This window comes from Pseudomonas sp. 91RF (assembly GCF_003576265.1).
Taxonomy (GTDB): domain Bacteria; phylum Pseudomonadota; class Gammaproteobacteria; order Pseudomonadales; family Pseudomonadaceae; genus Aquipseudomonas; species Aquipseudomonas kribbensis.
Map to the genome: position 1 here is coordinate 33169 of NZ_QWFC01000020.1, position 13519 is coordinate 46687.

Sequence of the window (13519 nt, forward strand, 5' to 3'; positions counted from 1 at the left end):
GTGACCGGAATGCGGAGATCCGACCGGATGAATGATCAGGCCAATAGCGTCGAACAACGCTTTGAAACGGCAGCACCAGCTCAATTGTCGAGCTGGAATCGCCATGACACTACCTGGATGTTGGGACTGTTCGGGACGGCCATCGGCGCCGGTACCCTGTTTTTGCCGATCAACGCAGGTCTGGGTGGCTTCTGGCCGCTGGTGATCCTCGCGCTGCTGGCATTCCCCATGACGTTTTTCGCACATCGCGGCCTGACCCGCTTCGTGCTTTCCGGTCGCGAAGGCGCCGACATCACTGAGGTGGTGGAACAGCATTTCGGCATCAAGGCCGGTGCGCTGATCACCCTGCTGTACTTCTTTGCGATCTTCCCGATCCTGCTGATCTACAGCGTTGGCCTGACCAACACAGTCGCCAGTTTCCTCGAACACCAACTGCACATCACGCCGCCACCGCGCGCGCTGCTGTCGTTCGTGCTGATCCTCGGCCTGCTGGCCGTGGTGCGTTGCGGCGAACAAGTGATCGTCAAGGCCATGAGCCTGATGGTCTATCCGTTCATCGTCGCGCTGCTGTTCCTGGCGGTGTACCTGATTCCGCACTGGAACGGCGGCATCCTGAGCACCGCTTCGCAGGTGCCGGCGCCGTCGGCGCTGCTGCACACGCTGTGGCTGGCGATTCCGGTGATGGTGTTCTCGTTCAACCACTCGCCGATCATCTCGGCGTTCGCGGTGGACCAGAAGCGCCGTTACGGCGTTCACGCCGACGAGCGCAGCTCGCAGATCCTGTCCCGCGCCCACCTGTTGATGGTGGTGATGGTGCTGTTCTTCGTCTTCAGCTGCGTACTGACCCTGTCGCCGGAACAACTGGCTGAAGCCAAGGCGCAGAATCTGTCGATCCTGTCGTACCTGGCCAACCACTTCAGCAACCCGACCATCGCGTTCGCCGCGCCGCTGATTGCATTCGTGGCCATCTCCAAGTCGTTCCTCGGCCACTACATCGGTGCCAGCGAAGGCCTGAAAGGCTTGATCGTGAAAAGCGGCAAGCGCCCGGGCGCCAAGGCGCTGGATCGCATCGTTGCAGCGTTCATGCTGGTGGTGTGCTGGATCGTGGCGACCCTGAACCCGAGCATCCTCGGCATGATCGAAACCATCGGTGGCCCGGTCATCGCGGCGATCCTGTTCCTGATGCCGATGTACGCGATCCGCAAGGTACCGGCCATGGCGCGTTATCGCGGTCAGGCGTCGAACGTGTTTGTCACCGCCGTAGGCCTGGTGGCAATTTCGGCGCTGATCTACTCGCTGGCCGCCTGATTCCAGGCCAGCAGCTCCAGACGGGGGCGAGCCATTCGCCCCCGCTTTTGCAAGACCCCTCAGTGCCTGATCCAGGGCACACATCCCAAGGCATAAACGGCTACGCTTGAAAGGCACTTTTCCCCGGAGATGCCTCATGCCCCGTGCACGACCCCAATTGATCAGCGCCAAACTGGAAAAACTCCATCCCACCCAGCTCACGGTCGGCCTCGCCGAAGTCGCCGACAAGCGCCAGGAATGGAAAAAACTCAAACGCAAGGAGCGGGCGGCAGCGCTGGACAATCACTGGTTCCCCAGTGTGCTCGGGCCTGAAGGTGTCTATTACATCGTCGATCACCATCACTTTGGTCTTGCGCTTATCGAGGAAGAGGTCAAGAAGGCTTCCTTACTGGTGCTCAAGGATCTTTCGTTTGTCGACACGGTAACCTTCTGGAACGTGATGAACTTCAACCAGTGGGCGCACCCCTACGACGGGCGCGGTGTCCGGCGCACCTTTGAAGCGATTCCCAAATCCATTGCCGATCTGCAGGACGACCCTTACCGCAGCCTCGCCGGACGCCTGCGCCGGGCCGGTGGCTACGCCAAGGACGCCACGCCCTACAGCGAGTTTCTCTGGGCGGACTTCTTTCGCAGCCGCATCGCCAGCGATCAGATCAGTGATCTCAGTCCCAAATTGCAGACCAAAGCCATGAATCTGGCTCGCAGTCAGGAAGCTCGGTATCTGCCAGGGTGGGTGGGTCCGATTGTCAACTGAACCTCTGAGTGCCGCTTCCCGCCCCGAAGTGCAAAGTCGCAGCCAGGATCTGCTGGCCGGGTTGTCGATTGCCGGTCTGTTACTGCCCGAGGCCGTGGCGTATTCCAGCATTGCCGCGCTGCCGCCCCAGGCCGGGGTGATCGCCCTGTTCGCCGGGCTGCTGTGTTACGCGTTGATGGGCACCAGCCGCTTTGCCGTGGTCTCGGCCACGTCGTCATCGGCGGCGGTGCTGGCGGCTGCGACGGCTTCGCTGGCCAGCGGCGATCCGGCCTTGCGCCTGAGCCTGGCGGTCGGTCTGGTGATGATGACCGGTGTGCTGTTTCTGCTGGCGGGGCTGTTCAAGCTCGGCAGTGTGACGTCCTTCATTGCCAAACCGGTGTTGCGTGGCTTTGCACTGGGATTGGCGGTAACGATCATCCTCAAGCAGGTGGCGAGCGTCGTCGATGTCCACCTGACTGAGAGCAACCTGGTTCGCTTCCTGCCGCAATTGATCGAGCAGTGGCAAAAATGGAATCTGGCGGGCGCAGGAGTAGCGCTGGTGGCGTTGCTGGTGCTGATGGTCTGCGCCCGTTTTCGCCGGGTACCAGGTGGATTGATTGTTGTCGCATTGGGTATCGCCGCCAGCCAATGGCTGAACCTGCCGACCTACGGCGTGAAGCTGATCGGAGTCATCGACCTGGCGCTGGAGATGCCACAGCTGCCAAACATGCCGTTTGCCGACTGGCTGCGACTCGGCGAGCTGGCGTTTGCCATGGTGATGATTCTGTATGCCGAGTCCTATGGCTCGATCAGCTCGTTTGCCCTGAAACACGGCGACCGGGTGTCCTCGAATCGCGATCTGCTGGCCCTTGGCGCGTCCAATCTGTTGTCGGGCCTGTTTCACGGCATGCCCGCCGGGGCCGGGTATTCGGCGACTTCGGCCAATGAAGCGGCGGGCGCTACATCGCGATTGGCGGGAGTTGTCGCGGCGGCAGTGGTGTTGCTGATCGTGTTGACCGTGCTGCCGTACATCGCCCTGACTCCGGAACCGGTGCTGGCCGCGATCGTGATTCACGCGCTGGGACGGGCGCTGAGCCTGCAACCACTGGGTCGCTATTTCATCTGGCGCCGTGACCGCTTGTTGGTGATTTGCGCGGTGGCGGCGGTGCTGGTGCTGGGTGTGCTCGACGGTTTGCTGCTGGCGGTGGCGATCAGCGTGGTGCTGATGCTCAAGCAGATGTCATCAGCGGATATCCAGGTGCTGGGACAAATGGGCGGCGGTCACGATTATGTCGACGTGCAGCGCCATCCGGATGCCCGGGAAATCCCCGGCGTATTGATTGTCCGGCCAAGCGAGGCGCTGTTTTTCGCCAACGTGGAACGGATTCTCGGCGGCGCGCTGCGGCTGGCTCGGCATGCGCCGGCGGCGGTGCACACGATCATACTGAGTCTGGAAGAGTCGCCGGACCTGGACGGCACCAGCATCGAAGCGCTGGAAGCGTTCTTCCTGCAGGTGCGGGCCGAGGACAAGCTGTTGATTCTGGCGCGCCTCAAACATGAGGCGCAGACCGTGCTGGCGCAATTGCCGGCGCTGGAGCGCGAGCAGGTGCTGTTGAGCGGTTTGAGTGTGGACGAGGCGGTACAGCAGGCACTCAAGCTGAATGCATGAGTTTCCGCAGGCATAAAAAAAACGCCGCTCATCTCGCGATGGGCGGCGTTTTTCATTGCGTTGCGGCGTCAGGCTTGAACGACAGGGATCTTGGCGTTCGCAGCAGCTTCACGGAACTCGGCAATCTGGTCGAAGGACAGGTAGCGGTAAACATCGGCCGCCATGCTGTCGATCTTGCCAGCGTATTCCATGTACTCCTCGACGGTCGGCAGGCGACCCAGGATCGAAGCCACGGACGCAAGCTCAGCCGAAGCCAGGTAGACGTTCGCGCCGTCGCCCAGACGGTTCGGGAAGTTACGGGTCGATGTCGACACCACGGTGCTGTTCGGCTCGACGCGTGCCTGGTTACCCATGCACAGCGAGCAGCCTGGCATTTCCATGCGGGCGCCGGCCTTGCCGTAGATGCCGTAGTAGCCTTCTTCGGTCAGTTGGTGAGCGTCCATCTTGGTCGGCGGCGACAGCCACAGACGGGTTGGCAGCTGACCCTTGACCTGATCCAGCAATTTGCCGGCAGCGCGGAAGTGACCGATGTTGGTCATGCACGAACCGATGAACACTTCGTCGATCTTCTCGCCAGCAACGCTGGACAGCAGACGAGCGTCGTCCGGGTCGTTCGGCGCGCACAGTACAGGCTCGCTGATGTCGGCCAGATCGATTTCGATGACTTCGGCGTATTCGGCGTCGGCATCGGCTTCCATCAGTTGCGGGTTGGCGATCCAGGCTTCCATCGCTTGAGCACGACGTTCCAGGGTACGCGCATCGCCGTAGCCTTCGCCGATCATCCAGCGCAGCAGGGTGATGTTGGACTGCAGGTACTCGGTGATCGACTCTTTCGACAGCTTGATGGTGCAACCGGCAGCCGAACGTTCGGCCGAGGCGTCGGACAGTTCGAACGCCTGTTCCAGGGTCAGACCTTCCAGGCCTTCGATTTCCAGGATGCGGCCGGAGAAGGCGTTTTTCTTGCCTTTCTTCTCGACGGTCAGCAGACCGTTCTGGATAGCGAAGTAAGGAATGGCATGAACCAGGTCACGCAGGGTGATGCCAGGTTTCATCTTGCCTTTGAAGCGCACCAGGATCGATTCCGGCATGTCCAGCGGCATGACGCCGGTGGCTGCGGCGAACGCGACCAGACCGGAACCGGCCGGGAACGAGATGCCCATCGGGAAACGGGTGTGCGAGTCACCACCGGTACCCACGGTGTCCGGCAGCAGCATGCGGTTCAGCCACGAGTGGATGATGCCGTCGCCCGGACGCAGGGAAACGCCGCCGCGGGTCATGATGAAGTCAGGCAGGGTGTGGTGAGTGGTCACGTCGATCGGCTTTGGATAAGCCGCGGTGTGGCAGAAGGACTGCATCACCAGATCAGCGGAGAAGCCCAGGCACGCCAGGTCTTTCAGTTCGTCACGGGTCATTGGACCGGTGGTGTCCTGAGAACCTACGGTGGTCATCTTCGGTTCGCAGTAGGTGCCAGGACGGATGCCTTTGCCTTCTGCCAGACCGCAGGCCTTGCCGACCATTTTCTGCGCCAGGGTGTAACCCTTGGTGCTTTCGGCCGGTGCTTCAGGTTTCTTGAACAGGTCGAACGCAGGCAGACCCAGTTCGGCGCGAGCCTTCTCGGTCAGGCCACGGCCGATGATCAGCGGGATACGGCCGCCGGCGCGGACTTCGTCCAGCAGGACCGGGGTCTTCATTTCGAAGGTGGTGATGACTTCGTCGGTACCGTGCTTGCAGACTTTGCCGGCGTGCGGGTACAGGTCGATCACGTCGCCCATGTTCATGTTCGATACGTCGAACTCGATAGGCAGTGCGCCGGCATCTTCCATGGTGTTGTAGAAGATCGGAGCGATCTTGCTGCCGAAGCAGAAGCCGCCGCCGCGCTTGTTCGGCACGTAAGGGATGTCGTCGCCGAAGAACCACAGGACCGAGTTGGTCGCGGATTTACGCGAAGAACCGGTACCGACCACGTCACCGACGTAGGCGATCGGGAAGCCTTCGCCGCGCATGGTTTCGATCTGCTTCATCGGGCCGGTCTTGCCTTGCTCGTCCGGAACGATGCCGTCACGGGCCATTTTCAGCATGGCCAGGGCGTGCAGCGGGATGTCGGGACGCGACCAGGCGTCTGGAGCAGGGGACAGGTCGTCGGTGTTGGTTTCGCCGGTCACCTTGAAGACGCGCAGGCTGATCTTGTCGGCCAGCACAGGGCGCTTCTTGAACCACTCGCCGTCAGCCCAGGATTGCAGCACGGCCTTGGCGTGAACGTTGCCGTTCTTGGCTTTTTCAGCCACGTCGTGGAAGGCATCGAACATCAGCAGGGTGTGCTTGAGTTCTTCGGCGGCCACTGGCGCCAGCTCGGCGTTGTCCAGCAGTTCGACCAGGGTCACGATGTTGTAGCCGCCCTGCATGGTGCCGAGCAGTTCTACAGCGCGTTTCTTGTCCAGCAGAGGGGAGGAGACTTCGCCCTTGGCCAGTGCGGAGAGGAAACCGGCCTTGACGTAGGCGGCTTCGTCCACTCCTGGTGGTACGCGATTGGTGATCAGGTCAACGAGGAAAGCTTCTTCGCCAGCCGGAGGATTCTTCAGCAGCTCGACCAGGCCTGCAGTTTGTTCGGCGTTAAGCGGCTGGGGAACGATACCCAGTGCTGCACGCTCTTCGATATGTTTGCGGTAGGCTTCAAGCACAGTTATTACCCTCATCAGTGGTCCCAAATGGGTGTCCGGGACGCTCATCCCGAAATTGCCGTACTCATGCTCCTCACGACGTTGTGGGTCGTTCGGCCAGAATTACCGGCAATTCCTTACAGAAGCTGCTTTCAAAGTTTTACGCCTGCAGAACGGGGAGCTGATGAGGGTTGGCGTTGGGCTTTTCCCCGCTGGAAAAACCCTTCGCCAACACCGCTCTGAAGGAACGACTGTGCTCGTGACGCTTTGAAAACAGCTTCTAACGGACATTGGCGCCTAAAAAGGCTGGCTGATTCTACGGCAAAAAAAATTTAAAGGTAAGTCGGGCTCTATTGGACTTTGGTGGCGTTGTGCGTGGGCAGGTCAAACCCCGATCCAGCGCTTGCCCCTGACGTTTGAGGGGTGATGAATGCCGGACAAAGGGCTAACATGCCGACCTGTTCCGCGTTTCAAGTGTTCTGCCCATTTATGCCCAATCAGACCATCAAGACCCCCTGCGTCGGCCTCTGCTCCACTGTTTACGGTGATCTGGTGTGCCGTGGCTGCAAGCGTTTCCACCACGAAGTGATCCACTGGAACGGTTACAACGAGGAGGAAAAGCGCGCGGTGTGGCTGCGTCTTGAGCAATTGCTGTCACAAGTGATGGCGAGCAAGGTCGAGGTCTTCGATCCGGCACGGCTGCGCCAGCAACTGGAACAGCGCAAGATCCGCTTCGTGCCGCATCAGTCGGAATATTGCTGGGCGTACCAGCTGATCGCCCGAGGCGCGCGGGTGATCATTAATCTGGAAGCCTACGGGATGGTGCTGCTGCCGGAGTTTCGCGACTGGAACCTGCCGGAACTGCGCGATGCCATTGATCGGGAATTTTTCCTGCTGTCGGAAGCGCACTATCAGCGCTACATCGCGCCCGGTTTTCTGAAGGATGCGCTGGGCGAGTGAGCGTTACCTGTGGCGAGTGTCCTCGCCACAGGATGACAACAATGCTTAATGCTTCACCGCCAACTCCACCAAATGGTCTTCAACCTCCTGCGGCTTGAGCACCAGTACATCACTCTCCAGCGCATCCAGCACCACTTCGGCCGTATTGCCGATCAACGCCCCGGACAACCCGGTACGCGCCACGGTGCCAATCACGGTCACGGCGGCCTGCAGCTTGTGCGCCATGAACGGAATCAGCACGTCCGCCGGGCCTTCCTCGACATGCAAATGCTCGTCATCGACATCGAATTCAGCCTGGAACGCCCGGCATTGCTCGCGATAGCGCGCCTCGATGGTTTCCTTGAGCTGGAAGGTCGGGTCGGCGGCCGAGAGCATCGGTGACGGATGGGCGGTAATCACGTGCAGATGCCCCTTGGCCAGGCTGGCGATGTCATAGCCGTGGTCGATGATGGTGGTGTGCAGGTGACGGTGTTCGCCGTCGGCGTTGCCCACATCGACAGCGGCCAGAATTACCTTGTCTTTCCAGGAACCGGCGGTTTTGACCAATAGCACCGGGGTCGGGCAATGGCGCAGCAGTTTCCAGTCCGCCGGGGTCAGCAGGGCTTTTTTCAGCGAACTGTCGGGGAAGTGCTGCTTGATCACCAGCCCGCAGCCTTCGGCCTGCTGCACGTCGATGATGGTTTCGTGCAGGCTCTCGTTCCACGCCTGTTCGGTGGTGACGCTGTAACCGTCCGCCAACAGCGCGGCCTTGAGCACGCTGAGCATGCCGGCGTGATCGTGCTTCTTGTCGCAGACCAGCAGGTGCAGATGGGCCTGGGTCACCCCGGCGATCAGCTTGGCGCGCTTGAGCGCCAGGCTTTCCGCGTGTTCGGGTTCGATGACCACCAGAATGCTGCGAATGGCTTGCATGAGTGAGTCTCCAGCAATGAAAAGGCACGGCGTTGCACAACTATAGTTGCTGCTGATGCGCCTGCGACTTGATGCATATCAAGGGCTGGCGCTGGTGGTCTGCGGGCAGGCCGGTATAATCGGCGCCCTTCGCTCGAACACCTTTGACCGTGAGCCCCATGATCCTTCCCGAAATCCACGAATTCCTTGGTTGCCGCACGCCAGACGCCTGGGTCCAGGCCGCGCTGGCCGATCAGGAAACCCTGCTGATCGACCACAAGAACTGCGAGTTCAAGGCCGCCAGCACCGCGTTGAGCCTGATCGCCAAGTACCATTCCCATGTCGATCTGATCAATATGATGTCGCGCCTGGCCCGGGAAGAACTGGTGCACCACGAACAGGTCATGCGCATCATGAAGCGGCGCAAGATCGAGCTGCGCCAGCTCCACGCCGGCCGTTATGCCTCGAGCCTGCGCAAAGTGGTGCGCAGCCACGAACCGGTGAAACTGGTCGACACCCTGGTGGTCGGCGCCTTCATCGAAGCCCGCAGTTGCGAACGTTTCGAAGCACTGGTGCCGCATCTGGACGAAGAGCTGGGCAAGTTCTACTTCGGCCTGCTGAAAAGCGAGGCCCGGCATTTCCAGGGTTACCTGAAACTGGCCTACCAGTACGGCGACGCCAAGGACATCGCTCAAGTGATCGAGAAAGTCCGCGCCGCCGAGCAGGACTTGATCGAGTCACCGGACGAGGAATTCCGTTTCCACAGCGGCGTACCCGTCGCGGCATGAATTGTTAAAAACTCTTAAGAGCATGAAACATCAACGAAAACCGGCCCAAGTGGCCGGTTTTTGCTGCCCGCGATAATCGTCTTGCCTGCGAATGCCGCCATAATGTCGCCCACTTCACTGAGGGTTGGCGACGGTCGTTATGGATAACCTGGGTTTTGGCAGAGTCCTGCTGGTGGAAGACGATGAGCGGCTGGCCGCGCTGATCGCCCACTTTCTCGAACAGCACGGCTACGAGGTGCGCACGGTGCATCGCGGCGATCTGGCCGTGGCCGCGTTTCTTGAATTCAAGCCCAAAGTCGTGGTGCTCGACCTGATGTTGCCGGGGCAGAGCGGCCTGCACGTGTGCCGGGAAATCCGCAGCGTGTCGGACACGCCGATTGTCATCCTGACGGCCAAGGAAGATGACCTCGACCACATTCTGGGCCTGGAGTCCGGGGCCGACGATTACGTGATCAAGCCGATCAAGCCGCCAGTGCTGCTCGCGCGTCTGCGGGCACTGCAACGCCGGCAAGTGCCGGACAGTGGTGTGGTCAGCTCCCTGGAGTTCGGTCAGTTGCTTATCGACCGCAGCTGCCGCGAAGTGCGTCTGGCCGGCGAGCTGATCGAGCTGACCACCATGGAGTTCGAACTGCTGTGGTTGCTGGCCAGTGCTGCCGGCAACATCCTGTCGCGCGATGACATTCTCAACCGCATGCGCGGCATCGCCTTCGACGGTCTCAACCGCAGCGTCGACGTGTACATCAGCAAGTTGCGCAACAAACTCAAGGACAACCCCCGCGAACCGGCGTGCATCAAGACCGTGTGGGGTAAGGGCTATCTGTTCAATCCGTTTGCGTGGGAGTTGTAGATGCTGCGGTTATTTCTCGGGCTGTTTCTGGTGATGACCGTCGGGCTGGTGGCGGCGCTGCAAACCGTCGAACACACCTTCAACGCGCTGCTCGACAACCAGATGCAGGCCTACAACCGCGAGGCGGTGCGTGGCCAGGCCTGGTCGCTGATCGAACACATGCGCGACCAGAAAGGCGCGGCGCGGGAGGCGCAACTGGACGCGCTGCGCCCGCACTACGGGTTGACGCTGAGTCTGGTCGAGGCCGATCAACTGAAGCTCAGCGATGAGGAAAAAGCCGAACTGGCCCAGGGCCTGCTGGTGATCCGCCACGACTACACCCAGTTCATCAGCAACATCGACGGCGGCTCGCAACTGCTCAGCATCAAGCTGCCGCCCGAGCCGAGCCTGATGCCGTTCTACATCTCGGCGGCTTACATGATGCTGGCCGTGCTGCTCGGGATCGTCCTGTACTTCTGGGTGCGCCCGCACTGGCGTGATCTGGAAAAACTGCGCCTGGCCGCCGAGCGTTTCGGCGACAACGACCTCTCCGCGCGTATCCAGCTTTCAAAACGCTCGAACATTCGCGATCTGGCCGAACACTTCAACCTGATGGCGGCGCGCATCGAAGGCCTGATCGCCAATCAGCGTGAACTGACCAACGCCGTGTCCCACGAACTGCGCACGCCGATAGCCCGGCTGTCGTTCGAACTCGACCAGCTCAAGCAACAGCCGGACGCCAGCCAGAACCGCGAACTGATCGCCGACATGTACGCCGACCTTGGCGAGCTGGAAGAAATGGTCTCCGAACTGCTGACCTACGCCAGCCTCGAACGCGGCGCGACGGTCATCACTCGTGAAAACATTCAGGCCGCCAACTGGCTCGACAGTGTAGTCGGGAGCGTGGCGCTGGAGGCCGAGGCTGCCGGCGTGCAACTGCTGATCGGCGAGTGTCGGGTCGAAGAGGTACGGATCGAGCCGCGTTTCATGGCGCGGGCGGTGATCAATCTGCTGCGTAACGCCATTCGATATGCCGAGCAGCGGGTCGAGGTGTCGCTGGTGCGCATCGGCGATCAATACGAAGTGCAAGTCAACGACGACGGCCCGGGCGTGCCGCTGGCCGGTCGGGAGAAGATTTTCGAACCATTCTCGCGCCTGGACGCCAGCCGCGACCGTCGCACCGGTGGTTTCGGCCTCGGGCTGGCGCTGGTGCGGCGGGTTTCGCAATCCCATGGCGGCCGGGTCGAGGTTGGCGATTCACCGTGGGGCGGGGCGTCGTTTCGCATGACCTGGGCGCATCTGGACTGACCCGATCCAGAAAACACCGCATGCCCCCTGTGGGAGTCAGCCTGCTGACGATAGCGGTGCCTGATCCAACTAATCTGCAAGCTGACACACCGTAATCGCCAGCAGGCTGGCTCCCACAGGGGAGCAGCGACGCGTCAGCTTCAGCTGAGCACGTAGTCCACCGGTTTCAGCGCCGGAGGCAAAGGCTCTACACCGAGTTCCGCCAGAATATCCCGCTCGATACCCCGCACCAGCGCATCGGTCGGCAAATCGTTTTCATCCCGGCCGAACGGGTCTTCCAGTTCATCGGCAATCGCATCCAGGCCAAAGAAGGTGTAGCTGACAATTGCCGTAAACAACGGCGTCAGCCAGCCCAGCGGTTCGGCCATGGCGAACGGCAGCAGGATGCAGAACAGGTAGATCGTGCGGTGCAGCAGCAGGGTGTAAGGGAAGGGCAGCGGGGTGTTCTTGATCCGCTCGCACACCGCTTGCGCCTGGGTCAGGCTGGTCAGGTGATTGGCCAACAACATGTAGCGCCATTCACTGAGGTCGCCCGCTTCATGCAGATCGGAGCATTGCTGGCCGACGGTTTGCAGGATGCGGCCGCTGTAGTCCGGCACCTGTGCGTCGTGTTGCGGGGTTATCCACTCGGCACTGGCGGCAGCTTCGTTTTCCCGGCGCAGCCGAGCATTCAAGGCGTGGGCAAAACCGCAGAGATTGAGCAACAGCAAGCGGCGCTGCGCCGATTCGCGGATGACATGGGTTTCGCGAATCACCGATCGCACATGCACGATCACCTCACCCCAAGCCTTGCGCGCCTCGTACCAGCGGTCGTAGCAGGCGTTGTTGCGAAAATTCATGAAGATCGACAGCGACAGGCCGAGCAGGGTGAACGGCGTGGCGTTGACCTTGGTGAAGTTGCTCGGGTGGAGGATTTCCACCAGCACGATGGCCGACGCCAGCAACGTGACCATCAGGGTGCGCAGGGCGATGCGTTTGGCAATCGAGCCCTTGAGGGTGAACAGGATGGCGAACTGGTTGACCTTGGGTCGGATGATCATGCTGTTTTTGCCTTGAAAACGTGGCGGCTCAACCGCCGGTCATGTTCATGAAACGCACCACTTGCACGTCGTCGTTCACTTCAAAGTTGTGCCGGTAAGGCTTGAGCTTCATCGCTTCGATGATCGCTTTCTCCAGCCGTTGCGGTTGACCCGGATGAGCGCGCAGCACCGCTTTCAAGTCCACCGAATGCTCGTTCCCCAGACACAGTAGCAAACGCCCCTCGACCGTCAGCCGCACCCGGTTGCAGGTGCCGCAAAAGTTATGGCTGTGGGGCGAAATGAACCCCAGCCGGATATGCGGCGCTTCTGCCAGCCGCCAGTAGCGCGACGGGCCATGGGTCGATTCGGCGGAATCGATCAGGGTGAAGCGCTCGGCAATCCGCTCACGCACCTGGGCACTGGAGAAGAACGACTCGGCGCGGCTGTGTTCGCTGATGATGCCCAGCGGCATTTCCTCGATGAAGGAAATATCCAGATCCCGCTCGATGGCGAACTGCACCAGATCGTTGATCTCGTGATCGTTGCGGCCCTGCATCACCACGCAGTTGAGTTTAGTGCGGGTAAATCCGGCCTCGCGGGCGGCATCGATGCCGTTGATCACTTGTGCCAGGTCGCCGGTGCGGGTCATCTGCTTGAAGCGTTCGGCATCGAGGCTGTCGAGGCTGACGTTGAGGCGCTTGACCCCGGCGTCGAACAGCGGGCTGGCAAGTTTGACGAGCTGCGAGCCGTTGGTGGTCAGGCACAGTTCGCGCAGGCCGGGCAGGTCGGCGATCTGCTTGCACAAGCCGACGACACCGGGACGAATCAGCGGCTCGCCACCGGTCAGGCGAATCTTGCGGGTGCCCAGCGCGACAAAGCTCTGCGCCAGTTGATAGATCTCCTCCAGCGTCAGCACCCGTTGGCGCGGCAGGAACTGCATGTCTTCGGCCATGCAATAGACGCAGCGGAAGTCGCAGCGGTCGGTGACCGACATGCGCAGGTAGTCGACGCGGCGGTTGTATCCATCGATCAAGACGCGCTCTGACATGACAGCCTCGCTTGGGTGAAATCCGCTATTGAAGGGATTGGGTCGGCGCAGGTTATGAGCAACTTGGAACAGCGTCCAATCACTATTAATGACCGGCCGATTGATGCTGTCGATGATGAAATAATTATTCCGGATTTATCGTTTCTTAGTTTTGCAAGTGCCTGGATTTAAAGGGTTTTAATCCGTGATAGATGCTTTCGATAACGCAGTCATTAATAGCGATTAGACAAGTTTTTGCAGCGGTTCATATCCTTGGCCCCGTCAAACGAAACGACCGCTTTTTAACTTGAAAGTCAGTCGTCGCTGTTTAAACCC

General features: G+C 60.6%; 11 protein-coding genes. 7 read left to right on the forward strand and 4 right to left on the reverse strand.

Going from position 1 to position 13519, the window contains the following annotated elements:
- Positions 1 to 27: 27 nt before the first annotated feature.
- From DXT77_RS08430 to DXT77_RS08440, 3 genes are all read left to right on the forward strand, one after another.
- Complete coding sequence (locus DXT77_RS08430) at positions 28 to 1308, forward strand: HAAAP family serine/threonine permease (RefSeq protein WP_085732019.1); 1281 nt, start codon at positions 28 to 30, stop codon at positions 1306 to 1308.
- A 136-nt stretch (positions 1309 to 1444) separates the two neighbouring features.
- Entirely contained in the window at positions 1445 to 2062 is a 618-nt protein-coding gene (locus tag DXT77_RS08435; RefSeq protein ID WP_119427308.1) for a ParB-like protein, read from the forward strand.
- Positions 2052 to 3710, forward strand: a complete 1659-nt coding sequence (locus tag DXT77_RS08440; protein ID WP_256662927.1) for a SulP family inorganic anion transporter — start codon at positions 2052 to 2054, stop codon at positions 3708 to 3710. The genes DXT77_RS08435 and DXT77_RS08440 overlap by 11 nt, the downstream gene beginning before the upstream one ends.
- Positions 3711 to 3778: 68 nt before the next feature.
- On the opposite strand, the gene acnB is transcribed toward DXT77_RS08440, so the two are convergent.
- Complete coding sequence (gene acnB / locus DXT77_RS08445) at positions 3779 to 6388, reverse strand: bifunctional aconitate hydratase 2/2-methylisocitrate dehydratase (RefSeq protein ID WP_119427309.1); 2610 nt, start codon at positions 6386 to 6388, stop codon at positions 3779 to 3781.
- A 468-nt stretch (positions 6389 to 6856) separates the two neighbouring features.
- On the opposite strand from acnB, the gene DXT77_RS08450 reads away from it, so the two are divergent.
- Positions 6857 to 7327, forward strand: a complete 471-nt coding sequence (locus DXT77_RS08450) for a DUF1289 domain-containing protein (RefSeq protein ID WP_085711613.1) — start codon at positions 6857 to 6859, stop codon at positions 7325 to 7327.
- Positions 7328 to 7372: 45 nt separating this feature from the next.
- Here the strand turns inward: DXT77_RS08450 and DXT77_RS08455 are convergent, their stop codons facing one another.
- A complete protein-coding gene (locus tag DXT77_RS08455) occupies positions 7373 to 8236 on the reverse strand; it encodes a universal stress protein (RefSeq protein ID WP_065260604.1) in 864 nt (287 codons plus the stop codon).
- Between the two features lie 158 nt (positions 8237 to 8394).
- On the opposite strand from DXT77_RS08455, the gene DXT77_RS08460 reads away from it, so the two are divergent.
- The 3 genes from DXT77_RS08460 to DXT77_RS08470 all read left to right on the forward strand — a co-directional run bounded on the left by DXT77_RS08460 (position 8395) and on the right by DXT77_RS08470 (position 11137).
- Positions 8395 to 9003: a tRNA-(ms[2]io[6]A)-hydroxylase gene (locus DXT77_RS08460; RefSeq protein WP_085610660.1), complete on the forward strand. Its 609-nt coding sequence runs from the start codon at positions 8395 to 8397 to the stop codon at positions 9001 to 9003.
- 139 nt (positions 9004 to 9142) lie between these two features.
- Positions 9143 to 9850 carry a response regulator gene (locus DXT77_RS08465; protein WP_119427310.1) on the forward strand — a complete coding sequence of 236 codons (708 nt, stop codon included), beginning with the start codon at positions 9143 to 9145 and terminating at the stop codon, positions 9848 to 9850.
- Positions 9851 to 11137 carry an ATP-binding protein gene (locus DXT77_RS08470; protein ID WP_119427311.1) on the forward strand — a complete coding sequence of 429 codons (1287 nt, stop codon included), beginning with the start codon at positions 9851 to 9853 and terminating at the stop codon, positions 11135 to 11137.
- 140 nt (positions 11138 to 11277) lie between these two features.
- Here DXT77_RS08470 and DXT77_RS08475 read toward each other — a convergent pair whose 3' ends face one another.
- Positions 11278 to 12177, reverse strand: a complete 900-nt coding sequence (locus tag DXT77_RS08475) for a bestrophin family protein (RefSeq protein ID WP_085711473.1) — start codon at positions 12175 to 12177, stop codon at positions 11278 to 11280.
- Between the two features lie 28 nt (positions 12178 to 12205).
- Entirely contained in the window at positions 12206 to 13204 is a 999-nt protein-coding gene (gene moaA / locus DXT77_RS08480; RefSeq protein WP_119427312.1) for a GTP 3',8-cyclase MoaA, read from the reverse strand.
- Between the last annotated feature and the right edge of the window lie 315 nt (positions 13205 to 13519).